The sequence below is a fragment of the Agromyces allii genome, from assembly GCF_009749385.1.
In the GTDB taxonomy this organism is placed as follows: domain Bacteria; phylum Actinomycetota; class Actinomycetes; order Actinomycetales; family Microbacteriaceae; genus Agromyces; species Agromyces allii.
Genome location: NZ_WBIN01000015.1, coordinates 1 through 14,682, shown reverse-complemented (window position 1 = coordinate 14,682; position 14,682 = coordinate 1). Strand labels below are relative to the sequence as shown.

The following is a 14,682-nucleotide window of genomic DNA, read 5'->3' as shown; positions in this document are numbered from 1 at the left end:
GAAGCGCAGGCCGGGCCAGCGTGCACCGGCCTCCGACGCGGGCAGGAACTCGCTCGGGATACCGACGGCGCCGAGCGCCTCGTGCACGGCGTCGAGGTCGGGGTGGTCGCCGTGGTTCACGATGCCGGCGTGATGCGTCAGCCGGCCGGCCTGCAGGTGGAGCCCACCCCCTCGAACGATCCGTTCGCCTCGAACGACCCGTTCGCGCTCGACCAGGCGTCCGACACGGACTCGGACGACGACGGCGACTGGTTCGCCGCACGCGCCTCCGAGGAGCCCTCGGCCGCCACCGCGATGCTCCAGGTCATTCCCGAGCAGCACGAGCCGGCGCCGACTGACGCGTTCCAGAACGACCCGTTCGCCTTCGCCGACGACGCGACGCGCGACGACCCGTTCGCGCAGCAGGGCGCGACGCAGCGCCTGCCCGTCGCTCCCGCCGACCCGTGGGAGCAGTACTCCGGGGCCGACCAGCGCGTCGCGGCCGACGAGCCCGACGACAACCCGTTCGCCTCGCTGTTCGCCCCGACCGGTCCGGTCGGCGTGGCCGCGGGTGCCGGGTTCGCGGGCTCCGCCGGCGCGTTCGCGGCGGCCGGCGCCGGTGCATCCGGTCGCGCCGCGTCGGGCGGCTTCGCGGCCTTCGGTGCGGCATCCGGCACTCCCGCAGGCGGCGCAGGCGGTGCAGGCGGCACCGGTCGCGGCGGGTACGGCGGCGGCTCGAACGGTGCCTCCGGCAGCGGGAGCGGCGCAGGCAACAACGGCTTCGGTGCATCCGGCGGCTCCGGCCGCCAGAGCGGCGGATCGGGCGTCAACGGCGGAAGCGGTTCCGGCTCGTCTGGCGGCTCCGGCTCGTCCAAGGGTTCCGGCGGGCGCGGACCGGCCAAGCCCCTGATCTGGGTCGCGGGCGGACTGCTCGTGCTCGTCGTGCTGGCCGGGCTCTTCTTCTTCGGCAAGCAGATCATCGGAGGCGGCGGCGCGGCTTCGCTCCCCTCGGCGAGCGAGACCGGGAGCGAACAGGCATCCGACACCCCGGCCCCCGAGCCGACGGCGCCGCAGCCCATGGGCGTGCACGCGTGGAACACCCTGTTCGGCGGCGAGTGCCTCGATCCGTTCGCCTCCGCCTGGGAAGACGAGTACACGGTCGTCGACTGCGGTGTCGCACACGCGGCTCAGCTCGTCTACCGCGGCACGCTCCCCGGCGACGAGGCGGCACCGTTCCCCGGCGAGGCCGAGCTCGGCGCGCAGATGAACACGTTGTGCACGGCGGCGGGCATCGTCGACGTGGCGGCGGCATCCGGCATACCCGATCTGCAGGTGCAGGGCAGCTACCCGGTGAACGAGACGCAGTGGGCCGCGGGCGAACGCACGTACTACTGCTTCGCCAACCGCTCGGGCGGCGAGGCCATCACCGGCTCGATCGCCGGCCCCGGCCCGACCGCCTGATCGCGCGCCCCGCATGAGCATCCCGGTCATCGTCGACTGCGACCCCGGTCACGACGACGTCTTCGCCCTGTGGCTCGCCGCGGGGCATCCGGCGCTCGACCTGCGTGCCGTGACCACGGTGGGCGGCAACGTGCCGCTCGAGCACACGAGCCGCAACGCGCGCATCGTGCTGTCGGTGGCCGGCGTCGTCGACGTGCCGGTCGCGGCCGGTGCGTCGGGTCCGCTCGTGCGCCCGCTCGTCACGGCCGAGTGGATCCACGGCGAGAACGGCCTCGGCGGCCCCGTGCTGCCCGAGCCGACCGTGCCGCTCGACCCGCGCACGGCGACCGAGCTCATGTCCGACGTGCTCGAGGCGTCGCGAGAGCCGGTCGCGATCATCGCGACGGGCCCGATCACGAACGTGGCCGTGCTGCTGCGCGACCGGCCCGACCTCGCCCCGCGCATCCGCGAGATCGTCTGGATGGGCGGTTCGACCGAGCGCGGCAACGCGACCCCGTACGCCGAGTTCAACGCCCTCGTCGACCCCGAGGCGCTCGACCTCGTGCTGCGCAGCGGCATCCGGTTCACGATGGTCGGGCTCAACGTCACGCACCGTGCGCTCGTGACGCCGGCCGTGCGGGCCAGCCTCGCCGCAGTGGGCACGCGCACCGCGGCGTTCGGCGACGAGCTGCTCGAGTTCTTCTGCCGCACCAACGACGAGGTCTTCGGCATGCCCGACGGGCCGCTGCACGACCCCGTCGCGGTCGCCGTGCTCGCCGACCCGGCATCCGTCGTCGTGCGGCACACGCGCCTCGACATCGAGCTCGCCGGCACCGAGACCACCGGGGCCACGAGCGTCGACTTCGACGGCATGCTCCGGCGCGAGCCGAACGCGTGGATCGCGGTCGACCTCGACGTCGAGCGGTTCTGGGCGGGCGTCGCCGACGCAGTCGCGCGCCTCGCCTGAGCAGCCCGAGGCGTATCGCACGCCCGGCCCGATCGGTCGCACCCGATCGGTCGCACCCGATGGTTCGCACCTGATGGCGCACGGGGGCACTAGCCTCGTCGGGTGGCAGGTTCGGGCATCACGGTCGAGACGACGATCGCCGCCGACCTCGAACGGGTCTGGCGGCTGACCCAGTCCCCGGTCGACCACGCCAGATGGGATCTCCGCTTCTCGAGCATCGTGCCCGCGCACGAGTGGACGACGGATGCCGCGGCGCGGCGTTTCACGTACACCCGGCGCGTTCCCTTCCACACCGTGCACGGCGTCGGCGAGAGCCTCGGCGAGACCGACCGCCCCGACGGCTCGCGCACCTCGGCCCTGCGCTTCGAGACGTCCGATCCGCTCTCGCCGATCCGCTCGGGGCGCGGCTACTGGCGGTACACGACGGATGCCGGTGGCACGCGCTTCGTCACGGGCTACGACTACGAGCCGGGCTGGGGCCCGCTCGATCTCGTCGTGCGGCCCGCGTTGGCCTGGGCGACGGCGTGGAGCCTCGACCGGCTGCGCATCTGGATCGAGCGCGGCGAGGAGCCCGAGCGCTGGCCGCTGCACAGCGTGCTCTGGTTCTGGCGGGGCGATCGGCCGAGGGCCGGCCGATGCCGGTGGAGCGCCGGCTCGTGACCTCCATCTTCGAGACGGCGCTCGGCGACGACTTCGCGCGACTGCACCCGATGCTGCAGCGTCGGTTCGGCGTGAGCCTCGACTCCGGGGAGGCGTGCATCGGGCGCGGGGTCATGAGCGAGATCCGGCGCGGGCCGTGGTGGACCGTGCCGTTCCTGCAGATCGGGCGTCTGCGCAACATCCTCGTGCCCGATGTCGGCACCGATGTGCCGTTCCGCATCGACAACCATCCGTACCTGGACCCGTTCGGCCGCGAGACGGTGACGTTCGTGCGCGAGTACGACATCGGCGGGCGTCGGCGGCGCTTCGACGCCACGATGATCCTGGTCGAGGGGCGCGTCGTCGACTACCTCGGCACGCATCAGCACCTCGCCGTCGACCTCGACCTCGCGGTCGACGACGAGGGCGGCCTGATGCTGACGTCGGGGGCGCAGCGCTTCTACGAGGGGCCGATCGCGTTCCGGTTCCCGATGCTGTTCAGCGGTCGCGCGCACCTGCGGGAGCGGTTCGACGACGAGCTCGGGCTGTTCCGCATCGACCTCGAGGTGCGCAACGACCGGTTCGGGTTCCTCTTCGGCTACCGCGGCACGTTCGCGTGCGACTGGGTCGCGGCATCCGATGCGCCCGACGACGTGAAGCCGGTGCGGCACGAACTCCGCACCTGAGGGCGGCCACGCGTCCGGCTTCGGAGCCGTCGCGCAGGTCGCGGCGGTAGCATTCGAGCATCTCGAACCCGTCGCCGGAGGAGGCTGCCATGGACTGGACGTTCTGGGCCGGGCTGATCGGCATCGCCGCGCTCTGGGGGCTCACGCAGTGGATGTTCTCGAACCGACGCCGCTCCGAGAAGACGCGGGCGCGCGACCGCGAGTCCGCCGACGCGATGCTCGACGTCGATCGCGGCAAGGCGCAGTCCGACGTCTGGCGAGGGCTCTAGGGCGCCGAGGCTCGACGCGGCCGACCGGTCAGTCGCCCCGCTCGACCTCTTCGTCGTCTTCGTCGTCTTCGTCGTCTTCGTCGGGTTCGGCCACGCTCAGCACCTCGATCTCGAGCGCGCCGTCGAGTTCGGCGTAGATCGCGAGGCTCGGGTACTGCGTGGGTGCGTCGTAGACGAGCACGAGGGTGGCATCGCTCGACACGATCGCGCCCTGGAGGTCGAGCTCGCCGGCGAGGAGCGCGTAGTCGGATGCCTCGGGGGCGTCGGCGTCGCCCTCGAAGTCGGAGTCGACGAGTTCGTGCACGATCTCGTCTTCGAGGCGGTCGAGCACCTCGCCGGTGAGCGGGACGAGCGCGCGCTGCGTGATCGCGAGCATCTCGGCGGCGTCGTACCGCTCGTCGTCGTCGAGCGCGAAGAGCACCGCGGCCTGGCGGTCGCCGGGCAGTGAGACGACGGCGCTGAGCTCGCCGTCGTCGTCGAGGTCGATGTCGGTGAGTTCGATCATGGCGTCCTCCTCGGAGATGTCGTTCAGAGCTCGGTCTCGACGGGCTCCTTGCGGAGCAGTTCGTGCACGCCGTCGAGGATCTCGTCGGGGCGGAACGGGTACTTCTGGATCTCGGCCTGGTCGCTGATGCCGGTGAGCACGAGGATCGTGTGGAGGCCCGCCTCGATGCCCGCGACGATGTCGGTGTCCATGCGGTCGCCGATCATGGCCGTGTTCTCGGAGTGGGCGCCGATCTTGTTCAGCGCCGAGCGGAACATCATGGGGTTCGGCTTGCCGACGACGTAGGGCTCCATGCCCGTGGCCTTCGTGATGAGCGCCGCGATGGCGCCGGTCGCCGGGAGCGGGCCGTCTTTCGAGGGGCCGGTCGCGTCGGGGTTCGTGACGATGAAGCGCGCGCCGTTGCCGATGAGGCGGATCGCCTTCGTGATCGCGTCGAACGAGTAGTTGCGGGTCTCGCCGACGACCACGTAGTCGGGGTTCGTCTCGGTCATGATGAAGCCGGCCTCGTGCAGCGCGGTCGTGATGCCGGCCTCGCCGATGACGAACGCCGTGCCGCCGGGCAGCTGCGACTTCAGGAAGTCCGCGGTCGCGAGGGCCGAGGTCCAGATGCGGTCTTCGGGCACGTTGAGGCCGCTCGAACGGAGCCTCGCCGAGAGGTCGCGCGCGGTGAAGATCGAGTTGTTCGTGAGCACGAGGTACGGCGTGCCGTCGTCCTCCCACTGCTGCAGCAGCTCGGCGGCGCCGGGCAGGGCGTGGTTCTCGTGCACGAGCACGCCGTCCATGTCGGTGAGCCAGCACTCGACCTCTTCGCGTCGTCCCATGCGCCCAGCCTATGGGGCGAACCTCCCCGCCTGCTGACGGTCGCAGGACGGGCGGATGCCGCGGCATCCGCAGATCGCAGGGCAGCGGATGCCGCGGGGCGGCCGTCAGATGACCGCGACCGGCACCTCGCCCCGCCGGTCGGGCGAGTCGCCGAGCACCTCGGCGGGGATCGAGATCGTGGAGTAGAGGTCTCCGCGGTCGAGTTCGCGGTCGCCCGCATAGTCCACGTGCACGCGCACGATGACCCCGACGGGGAGGTCGTCGTCGGCTTCGATGTCGAACGGGATGCGCCCGCCGGGGACGATCGTCGTCGCGGGAAGCACCGCTTCGGCGAGACGGACCGACGAGGCATCCGCGATGCTGGCGTCTTCGAGGCTGACGATGACGCTCGCCGTGCCCGGGGTCGCCCGTTCGTCGAGGACGATGGTGCCGAATCGCGTGCTCATGCGACCACCATGTCACGCGGCGCGCGCGCCCGCATCTGCGAGGGGTCGCGATCCCTGCGGCGGAGCGCGTCGGCGAGCGCGGCCGTGATCGGCAGGCCGGTGAGCTCTTCCGCGAACAGCCAGAGCCCCGCAGGATTCACCTCGAAGAACACGTACTCGCCGTCGGGGGTGCGGCGCAGGTCGATCGCGCCGTACACGAGTCCGAGCTCGGCCATGAGGTGCCGCAGCGCGGCGACGACCCCGTCGGGCAGCACGGTCGCCTGCACGTCGGCCTCGTCGAGCACCATGCGCATGTCGGACGGCAGGCTCGTGCCGGTCGCGTCGATCTCGGCCGCATACGCTTCGCCGTCGATCATCGTGACGCGCAGATCGACACCCGGCACGTACTCCTGCAGGATCGTGGGCGCGAACCGCACCTGGTCGAGACGTTCGACGTCGGATGCCTCGAGTCGGTGCGTCTCGCGCCAGGCGTCCGCCCTGGCGAGGAACGCCTTCGTGATCACGCCCGTCGTGCCGAGCTCGTCGACGAACGCGCGCGCCCGCTCTGGGCTCCTGGTCACGATCGTGCGGGGCAGGCCGAGTCCGACGGTGGACGCGACGCTCCACTGCAGCGGCTTGTGGTGCGCCCGTGCGTCGGCGGCGGGCGGGTTGATCCAGCTCGCGTCGAGCGAGGCGACGACGCCGTCGAAGACCTCGGCCGTCTCGCTGTGCACGAAGCCGAGCGCCGCGGGATCGACGATCGACGGATCGGCCTCGATGGTGCGCAGGCGCCGCCACCATCCGCTGCTCGCGGTGGAGAGGTCGAACTCGCCGGCCTCGCTCACGAGGTGCGCCGTCGGGCCGGAGCGGTCGTAGCCGAGTTCGAGCGAACTCGTGCTGCCGAGCGAGCCGGCGTCGAGGAGCACGACCTCGCGGCCGTCGCCGAGCAGGAGCTCGACGACGGCCGCGGTGTGGTCGTCTCCGGGGTAGCTGACCACGAGGATCATCGTCAGAGTCCCGCTTCTGCGGCGATGTCGTCGGCGACCGCCGCGAGCGTGGCGCGCACGGAGTCGAGCGCCGTCACCGCCTCGGCGAGGGCGACGGCGCGCCGTGCGGCCGCCTCGGTCGGATCCACGGGATCGGCGACCCCGGCCTGCGCGGCCGCAGCCGCCTGGAAGCGACCCACGAAGCCGCTCTCGCGCCCGAGGACGAACGGGAGTGCCGGGTTCGTGACGAGTTCTCCCGGCCGGATGCCGCCGAGCTGCTCGACGAGCGTCGTGAGGACCTCGTCGCCCGGTCGCTTCTGCACGTCGATGATCGGGTCCTTGATCGGCTCCTTGCGGATCTCCTTGAACGGCTCCTTCACGACCTCCTTGAAGTGCTCCTTCGTGAGCTGCTTGCCTCCGCCGACCCCGGCGTCGATGATCGGGTCCTTCGCGACCTCCTTGAAGTGCTCCTTGATCACCGTCTTCGGCCAGGCGAGGTTCGGGTACATGAGCTTCACTCCCGCGATGTCGCCGGCGGAGAGCGAGTCGCGCTGCCCCATCGTGACGCCCGCGGGGATCGGCGCGATCGCGACGATCGTCGGCTGCCCGTTCTTCGAGAACGCCGTCGGCCCGTAGTGCATGATCGACCCGAAGTCGTATGCGCCGAGGTCGTCGCCGTCGTTGATCTGCTGGTTGAAGTTCGACTCCTTGCCCGACTCGATGTTCTCGAAGTGGATCTGCACGAACGAGTTGCGGTCCTGGCGGGACTGCTCGTGCCAGAGCCCGATGGCGTGCCCGAGCTCGTGGATCGTGTTGCCGACCCCGCAGCCCGACCCGAGCACGATGTTCTGCTGTCCGCCCCGTCGGCCCACCGACGAGGAGCATCCTCCGCCGTCGACGAAGCGCACGAAGTCCGCCTCGCCGTTCCTCGGCACGATCTGCAGTGGGGTCTTCGCCTGCCAGTGCGCGATCGCGTTCGTGACACGCGACGGGTTCGGCAGGTTGGAGGCGATCTCGTACGGCACGCGTCCGTTCGGCCAACGGAACTGGGCGCCGCTGATGCCGACCGAGCGGAGCACCCCCTCGGGGTCGCTGGTCAGACGCGAGACATCGACGGCACGCGCCTCGTCGGCGGTGCCGATGATGATGTCGCCCTCGACGATCGCCAGCCCGTCGACCTCGGCCCAGACGACGGGTTTCGAGGTGAATCCGAACCCGTCGATGAGCGCGGTGCCGCCGATCGGGCCGTCGGCCTCCTCGCAGTGCCTCGGTGCCGGCGGTTTGGCGGTTCGGGTCGAGCGCACCCGACTCCCGCCTGCCGGTGGCTTCTTCTCAGCCATGTTCCACTCCTCTCGATATGCGGGCCTCGGCCCGCTCGATCCGGTGGATCCGGGTCTCGTGGCCGATCATGCTCCGAGGGGAGGAAGACGGGATCAGGGGTGACCCCTAGGGGTGAGGAATCCTCATTCTCACGTCGGGTCAGTGCAGCAGCTCGCGCCATGCCTCGGGCACGCGGCCCTCGGGGCCGGGCGCCGGCTGGCTCTCGGGCCGGGAGAACGGCGGGCTCAGCGGAACGGCGGGCGCGGGCTGCTCGTCGACGTAGTCCCAGAACCAGTGCTCGCCGGGCTCGAACGAGGTCGCGACCCGATGGCCGGTCGTCTCGGAGTGGCGGCGGGCATGCTGCGCGATGGACGAGTCGCAGCATCCGACGGCGCCGCAGTCGACGCAGCGGCGCAGGTGGAACCACCATCCGCCGCCGTCGATGCAGTCGTCGCAGCCGGTGCCGGTGGGCGCGGGCGCGAGCTCGCCGACCGACTCGACGTCGATCTCACGGTCGGTACCGCGTTCGATCCCGCTCATGCGAACACCTCCGCAGCGGCGAGCGCCCGATGCACCGAGGCGACCGCGCTCGACCCCTCGCCGACGGCGGCGGCCACGCGCTTCATGGAGCCGCGGCGCACGTCGCCGGCGGCGAAGACCCGGGGGATCGAGGTCTCGAACGGCAGTGGCATGCGGCCGAGCGCCCGCCAGTCGTTGCCGAGTCCGACGACGTCGGCGCCCGTGTGCACGAAGCCCTCGTCGTCGCGCTCGAGTCCGCCCAGCCACTCGGTCGCGGGCTCGGCGCCGATGAAGCAGAACAGGCCGCGGCACTCGACCGTCTGATCGGTCGCACCGCCGAGCGTGACGCGTTCGAGCGTGCCTCCGCCGTCGAGCCCGGTCACCTGGGTGCCGGTGTGCACGTCGATGCGGCCGTCTTCGGTGATGCGGTCGACGAGGTAGCTCGACATCTGCCGCCCGAGGTCGTCGGCCCGCACGACCAGTCGCACGCGGCATCCGCTCGCCGCGAGTGCGAGGGCGGCCTGGCCGGCCGAGTTGGCCCCGCCCACGACCACGACCTCGCCGCCGGCGACCTGCCGGAGCTCGAGCGTCGACGCCGCGTAGTGGATGCCGGCTCCCTCGAACTCCTTCCACCGCTCGAGGTCGAGCGAACGGTAGGCGACGCCGGTCGTGACGACGACGGCTCGGGCGCGCACCACCGCACCGTCGGCGAGCGTGAGCTCGAGCAGGCCCGCGCCGGGGTCGAGCCGCACGGCTTCGCACGGGGCGATGACGTGCACGCCGAACTTGATGGCCTGCAGCGAGGCCTGCGCGGTGAGGTCGTCGCCGCTGACGCCGAACGGGAAGCCGAGGTAGTTCTCGATGCGCGAGGTCGCCGACGACTGGCCGCCCGGTGCGACCGCGTCGAGCAGCACGGTCTGCAGCCCCTCGGAGGCGCCGTAGATCGCGGCGGCGAGCCCGGCCGGCCCGGCGCCGACGACCGCGAGATCGACGGTCGCGTCGTCTTCGGCCGCATACGCGAGCCCCAGCAGTTCGGCGAGCTCTCCGGGCGTCGCGTTCGGCAGGTTCTCGCCCTGCACGATCGCGACCGGCAGGTCGGCGAGCGAGAAGCCGTGGTTCGAGTACGCCGTTGCGACCTCCGGGTCGTCGATGTCGACCCAGGTGTGCACGAGATCGAGTCGTTCGGCGTAGCGCCGCAGCGCCACCGCGTCGCGGGATCGGCCCGACCCGATGATCTTCAGCGTCCACGCGGCCGGCCCCCGGCGCAGCTGTTCACGCCTGGCCCAGAGCGTGCGGAGCATGAGGTCGCAGAGCTCGTCGTCTTCGGCCATCATGCGCTGGAGCGCCGCGTGATCGATGCGGTGCACGACGCCCGGCTCGGACACGCGTGCCGTGAGGAACGCGCGCTGCCCGTTGAGCAGGCCGAGTTCGCCGGCGAACGACCGCGGGCCGAGCGTGGCGATGCGCGTCTCCTCGATCCACTTGAGCGGCTCGCGCACGATGTCGACGGCTCCCGACTCGACGAGCACGAGGTCGTACCAACGATCGCCGGCGGCGAACAGCACGTCACCCGCCTGCGTCGCGGTCGGTGCGCCGTAGCGCAGCATCCGACCCCATTGCTCGTCGGTCGGTTCGGGGATCTTGCGGGTTGCTGAGGCTCCCATCTCCCCATGGTGCATGACGATGCCCGTTCTTGGGAGGGCGGGTTTTCGATTCGGTTCGGTGAACGGATGCCGCGGCGACCGTCGCGCAGCACGGAGAAGTCCTCGACAGCGCGCCGCCCGCCGCGCCATGCTGGTCACGAACCCGAATCAGTACACCCACCGAACCGCACTGACGAAGGAGCACATCATGGCCACCGAGCACGCCGACGCAGCCGTCTCGATCTCAGCCGCCGACGGCATCACCCTCCAGCGGCTCTCCCGGGCCGGCGGGTACACCGGGCCGAACGACGGGGTTCCTGGGCCGAACACGTGGAAGGCGCTCCAGCAGACGTGCAAGGGCTACGGCTACACCGGCGCCCTCGACGGTGCGCCCGGCCCGGCGACCTGGGCCGCGCTGCAGCGGCTCGCCGCCAAGGGCGGGTACACGGGCCCCGCCGACGGCGTCATGGGGCCCGCCTCGTGGAAGGGCGTACAGACCGTGCTCGCCGGATTCGGCTACGCGGGCCCCGTCGACGGGGTGCCCGGCCCTGAGACGAACACCGCGCTCCAGGTGCTGGCGCGCATCGGCGGCTACTTCGGCCCCTACGACGGCGTGCTCGGGCCGAACTCGTGGAAGGGCGTGCAGGTCGTGCTCACCGGTTCCGGATACGCGGGCGCCGTCGACGGCGTTCCCGGACCGAACACGTGGAAGGCCCTGCAGCGCATCGCGCAGCGCGGCGGCTACGCCGGCCCGATCGACGGCGTGCCCGGGCCGAACACCTACGCCGGTCTCGCGAAGCTGCTCCTTCGGAGCGAACACGACTGAGCGCGGCGATCGGCGGGTACGTAGGCTGACCGGATGACGACGCACGCTCCCGACCCGCGGGCCTGTCCGACCTGCGGTGATCCGCTCAGGTTCGAGATCCTCGACGACGAGCGCTTCCTGGTGGCGTGGTCGTGCGTGAACTGCGGCCTGGTGCGCGTGACCGAGCCGACCTAGCGGACGGACTCGGCCCGAAGGCCCTGACGCCCGACCGCCCTGACGCCCGCCCGCCTGCTGCCCGCCCGCCCGACCGTCCGACGTCAGCCGAGTGCGGCGATCGCGTCGGCCACGAGCTGCACCTCTGAGGGCTCGTCGTCGGCCTCGGGGGTGAAGCCGAGGCGGGTGACGACGAGGTCTTCGGAGGGCACCACGATGACCTTCTGGCCGTCGTGGCCCGAGGCGTAGAACGTGTCCGCGGGCAGGTTCGGCCAGCGGGGGCTGCCGTCGGGCAGCACGTTGACGCGCCAGGCCATGCCGTAACCGGGATCATCGGTTACCTTCACGTCGGGAATGGTGAGCGTCTGCTCCATCCAGTCCTCGGGCAGCAGCTGCTCCCCGTTCCACTCGCCGTTCTGCAGGGCGAACTGGCCGAGCGCGGTCCAGTCGCGTGGCGTCGCCCAGAGGTACGAGGAGCACACCGGCGTGCCCGCGGCATCCGGCTCGAAGATGCCCGACGAGAGGCCGAGCGGCGCCAGCAGCTTCTGGCGCGGCAGGTCGGCGCCGAGGCCCGTGCGCTCGGCGAGGATCGAGCAGAGCAGGGTCGTGCTGCCGCTCGAGTACTCCTGCACGGTGCCCGGCGTGCTCTCGAGGGGGAGGCCCGCGACGTAGGCGCCCATGTCGCGCTCGCCGTAGAGCATCTGCGTGATGGGCGTGCCGAGATCGTAGGTCTCGTCCCACTCGAGGCCGCTCGTCATGCGCAGCAACTGCTCGACGGTGATGTCGGCGCGGCCATCGGTCCACTCGGGGCGCAGGTCGTCGTCGGCGAGCGAGACGACGCCCTGCTTCACGAGCATGCCCGTCATGAGCTCGGTCGCGCTCTTCGACATCGACCAGCCGAGCTGGGGCGTCGTCGCGTCGAAACCGTCGGCGTACCGCTCGGCGACGAGCTCGCCGCCCTTGGCGATGACCACGGCGCGCGTGCCGAGCGCCTCCGCCACGGCGGGCGGGAGGTCGTCGCCGAACGCGTGCGCGACCGCCGCGTCGAGCGCGGGGTCGGCCGCCGGCGTGGGGGCGTCGGTGAACGGGTTGCCCTCGGAGGTCACGGGCGTCGCGGTGCCGAGGTCGGGGCGATCACCGTCGAGCGTGCAGCCGAAGCCCTCGGCGTACCAGGCGTGCTGCGCCGCGAGCACGCCGAAGAGCGAACCGGTGGTCTCATCGCCGTCGGTCGCGTACCGCAGGTACGGCACGAGCGGGTTCGGCGGCAGGTCGGCGGCCGGGTCGTCGCGCCCGCCCACCTCGGTGACCGCGCAGGCGTTGTGCGCCGCGTACCCCGTGCCGGTGAGCAGCATCGGCCGCTGCCACCAGTAGACGGCGACGACCCCCGCCACGAGAACGAGCACGATGACGAGGAGGACGACCATTGTCCGGCGGAGAATACGCACCGCGGGATGCTAACAGGGAAGTCGCCGGAACCCGCATCGGGGTCGGGATCCACGCCGCCCCGCCCGCCCGCCCCGCCCGGCCGCCCCGCCCGGTGCCGCCTCGCCCGAGTGAGGTTCGACGCGGCGAGGTGAGTTCGAGCCGACCTCGCGGCGTCGAATCCACCTCAGGCGTGCGTGACGCGCAGGGCGGCCGCGTCAGGCGGTGACCCAGATCGCGGTGGCGACGTCGCGCGCCAGCTCGCCCGCCTCGCCCGCGGCCTGCAGGGTCACGGGTTCGCCCGCGGCATCCGTCACCACGATCTCGACACCCGGGCGGATGCCGCGACGCTCGAGTTCGCGGAGCACCTCGGGGTCGCGGTCGCTGATGCGGATGACCCGGCCGACGTGTGCGGTCGGCGCCTCGGAGAGGAGCACGAACGGCTCGCTCGCGACCTCGCCCGAGGCCGACGGGATCGCATCTCCGTGGGGGTCGCGCGTCGGGCGGCCGAGCCGCACGTCGATGGCCTCGAGCAGGCGGTCGCTCAGCGAGTGCTCGAGCACCTCGGCCTCGTCGTGCACCTCGTCCCACGCGTAGCCCATCTCGGCGACGAGCCAGGTCTCGATGAGCCGGTGCCGTCGCACGACCGAGAGGGCGCGGGCCCTGCCGGCATCCGTGAGCCGGAGCGGACCGTAGGGCACGTGCGAGATGAGCCCGTTGGCCGCCATCTTCTTCACCATCTCGGTGACGGATGACGGGGCCACGCCGAGCTTGTCGGCGAGCGCCTTCGGCGTGATCGGGTCGGGCTGCCACTCGGTGTGGGCGTACACCGTCTTGAGGTAGTCCTCGATCGCAGGGCTGGTGGCAGGCATCGGTCTCAGGATATCGGGCGGGCTCGAGGCGCGATCGGACGGGCCGTGATGAATCGTGTCAATTTCTCGGCCGAAGTCTTGACCACCCCTCGAACGGGGGATAGGTTCGGTCACGCACGGAAAGCGCTATCCAACGGGCTCAGGCCCAGAGAAGGATTCGACGATGAATCTCGGTACCCATCCGTTCCGCGCCGCCCTGGCGGTCGTCGCCGCGGGCTGCCTGATCGCCGGCTCGGCGCAGGCGGCGGCCGCGCAACCGGTCGCCGGCACCGCCGCGGTCGAGGCCGCAGCCACGGCCGCCGCCTCGACCGCAGCCACCCGCCAACAGCCCGCCGCACAGAAGCCGCAGCTCGAGGCCCTCGACCGCGGGCTCGTCGCCGTCGCCACGAGCGAGGGCGTGTTCCTCAGCTGGCGACTGCTCGCGACCGAGGCCACGGGCGCCACCGACACGGGCCTCGCGGGCCCCGACTTCACGGTCTACCGCGACGGCGTGAAGGTCGCGACCGTCACCGACAGCACCAACTACGCGGATGCCGCGGGCACCGCCGCCGCGACGTACACCGTCTCGCCCGTGGTCAACGGCGTCGAGCTCGCGACCTCCGCCCCCGTCTCGGCCTGGGCGCTGGGGTTCCACGACCTGCCCCTGCAGAAGCCCGCCGACGGCATCACGCCGAAGGGCGAGGCGTTCACGTACTCGGCCAACGACGTCTCGGTCGGCGATGTCGACGGCGACGGGGCCTACGAGTACATCGTGAAGTGGGACCCCTCGAACTCGAAGGACGTCTCGCAGGTCGGCTACACGGGCACCGTCTACCTCGACACGTACGAGCTCGACGGCACGCTGCTGAACCGCCTCGACCTCGGCGTGAACATCCGTGCGGGCGCGCACTACACGCAGTTCCTCGTCTACGACTTCGACGGCGACGGCCGCTCCGAGACGATGCTGAAGACCGCCCCCGGCACGAAGTCGGTGCGGTACGCCGCCGACGGCTCCGTCGCGGGCGAGGCGTACATCACGATGCCGGAGGCGGATGTCGCGGCCGGCTACTCGAACGCCGACGACTACCGTCTGAGCGCGGCCGACTACGAGGAGCACCTCGTGCAGATGTTCCAGGGCTGGACCGAGCACCCCCAGGTCGTGGGGGGGGGGGGGGGGGGGCCCCCCGCCGGGGGGGGGGGCGGGCGCGGGCCCCCCCCGCCCCCCCGCCG

General features: G+C 71.8%; 17 protein-coding genes. 8 read left to right on the top strand and 9 right to left on the bottom strand.

Annotated features, from left to right (window positions below; genetic code table 11):
* The first annotated feature begins 129 nt into the window (after positions 1-129).
* From GQR16_RS17675 to GQR16_RS17655, 5 genes are all read left to right on the top strand, one after another.
* On the top strand, positions 130-1,440 hold the full coding sequence (locus GQR16_RS17675) for a hypothetical protein (RefSeq protein ID WP_157416486.1): 1,311 nt from the start codon (positions 130-132) through the stop codon (positions 1,438-1,440).
* Between the two features lie 13 nt (positions 1,441-1,453).
* A complete protein-coding gene (locus tag GQR16_RS17670; RefSeq protein WP_157416485.1) occupies positions 1,454-2,386 on the top strand; it encodes a nucleoside hydrolase in 933 nt (310 codons plus the stop codon).
* A gap of 102 nt (positions 2,387-2,488) precedes the next feature.
* Positions 2,489-3,046, top strand: a complete 558-nt coding sequence (locus tag GQR16_RS17665) for an SRPBCC family protein (RefSeq protein ID WP_157416484.1) — start codon at positions 2,489-2,491, stop codon at positions 3,044-3,046.
* Positions 3,043-3,711, top strand: a complete 669-nt coding sequence (locus GQR16_RS17660; RefSeq protein WP_157416483.1) for a DUF4166 domain-containing protein — start codon at positions 3,043-3,045, stop codon at positions 3,709-3,711. The genes GQR16_RS17665 and GQR16_RS17660 overlap by 4 nt, the downstream gene beginning before the upstream one ends.
* An 89-nt stretch (positions 3,712-3,800) precedes the next feature.
* A complete protein-coding gene (locus tag GQR16_RS17655) occupies positions 3,801-3,980 on the top strand; it encodes a hypothetical protein (protein WP_157416482.1) in 180 nt (59 codons plus the stop codon).
* A 28-nt stretch (positions 3,981-4,008) separates the two neighbouring features.
* On the opposite strand, the gene GQR16_RS17650 is transcribed toward GQR16_RS17655, so the two are convergent.
* The 7 genes from GQR16_RS17650 to GQR16_RS17620 all read right to left on the bottom strand — a co-directional run bounded on the left by GQR16_RS17650 (position 4,009) and on the right by GQR16_RS17620 (position 10,221).
* On the bottom strand, positions 4,009-4,485 hold the full coding sequence (locus GQR16_RS17650; protein WP_157416481.1) for a hypothetical protein: 477 nt from the start codon (positions 4,483-4,485) through the stop codon (positions 4,009-4,011).
* A gap of 23 nt (positions 4,486-4,508) precedes the next feature.
* The gene (locus tag GQR16_RS17645; RefSeq protein ID WP_157416480.1) at positions 4,509-5,306 is read right to left on the bottom strand and encodes an HAD-IIA family hydrolase; all 798 of its coding nucleotides are present in this window, start codon (positions 5,304-5,306) and stop codon (positions 4,509-4,511) included.
* Positions 5,307-5,411: 105 nt separating this feature from the next.
* Positions 5,412-5,753 carry a hypothetical protein gene (locus GQR16_RS17640; protein ID WP_157416479.1) on the bottom strand — a complete coding sequence of 114 codons (342 nt, stop codon included), beginning with the start codon at positions 5,751-5,753 and terminating at the stop codon, positions 5,412-5,414.
* Positions 5,750-6,739 (bottom strand): MvdC/MvdD family ATP grasp protein, encoded by a 990-nt coding sequence (locus GQR16_RS17635; protein WP_157416478.1) that lies wholly within the window; start codon positions 6,737-6,739, stop codon positions 5,750-5,752. The genes GQR16_RS17640 and GQR16_RS17635 overlap by 4 nt, the downstream gene beginning before the upstream one ends.
* A gap of 2 nt (positions 6,740-6,741) precedes the next feature.
* On the bottom strand, positions 6,742-8,058 hold the full coding sequence (locus GQR16_RS17630) for a M12 family metallopeptidase (RefSeq protein WP_157416477.1): 1,317 nt from the start codon (positions 8,056-8,058) through the stop codon (positions 6,742-6,744).
* A gap of 139 nt (positions 8,059-8,197) precedes the next feature.
* Positions 8,198-8,578 (bottom strand): UBP-type zinc finger domain-containing protein, encoded by a 381-nt coding sequence (locus tag GQR16_RS17625; RefSeq protein WP_157416476.1) that lies wholly within the window; start codon positions 8,576-8,578, stop codon positions 8,198-8,200.
* On the bottom strand, positions 8,575-10,221 hold the full coding sequence (locus GQR16_RS17620) for an FAD-dependent oxidoreductase (RefSeq protein WP_211373575.1): 1,647 nt from the start codon (positions 10,219-10,221) through the stop codon (positions 8,575-8,577). Before GQR16_RS17620 ends, GQR16_RS17625 begins: the two co-directional genes overlap by 4 nt.
* Positions 10,222-10,408: 187 nt before the next feature.
* On the opposite strand from GQR16_RS17620, the gene GQR16_RS19790 reads away from it, so the two are divergent.
* Both GQR16_RS19790 and GQR16_RS19660 read left to right on the top strand, forming a co-directional pair.
* Entirely contained in the window at positions 10,409-11,026 is a 618-nt protein-coding gene (locus GQR16_RS19790) for a peptidoglycan-binding domain-containing protein (RefSeq protein ID WP_211373574.1), read from the top strand.
* Positions 11,027-11,059: 33 nt separating this feature from the next.
* On the top strand, positions 11,060-11,200 hold the full coding sequence (locus GQR16_RS19660; protein ID WP_170298554.1) for a hypothetical protein: 141 nt from the start codon (positions 11,060-11,062) through the stop codon (positions 11,198-11,200).
* Positions 11,201-11,283: 83 nt separating this feature from the next.
* On the opposite strand, the gene GQR16_RS17610 is transcribed toward GQR16_RS19660, so the two are convergent.
* Together GQR16_RS17610 and GQR16_RS17605 are read right to left on the bottom strand one after the other, a co-directional pair.
* Positions 11,284-12,624 carry a serine hydrolase domain-containing protein gene (locus tag GQR16_RS17610; RefSeq protein WP_246200920.1) on the bottom strand — a complete coding sequence of 447 codons (1,341 nt, stop codon included), beginning with the start codon at positions 12,622-12,624 and terminating at the stop codon, positions 11,284-11,286.
* A 195-nt stretch (positions 12,625-12,819) separates the two neighbouring features.
* A complete protein-coding gene (locus GQR16_RS17605; RefSeq protein WP_157416475.1) occupies positions 12,820-13,473 on the bottom strand; it encodes a metal-dependent transcriptional regulator in 654 nt (217 codons plus the stop codon).
* 163 nt (positions 13,474-13,636) lie between these two features.
* On the opposite strand from GQR16_RS17605, the gene GQR16_RS20100 reads away from it, so the two are divergent.
* A partial coding sequence (locus tag GQR16_RS20100; protein ID WP_484456022.1) for a rhamnogalacturonan lyase family protein occupies positions 13,637-14,682 on the top strand: 1,046 nt, incomplete at its 3' end.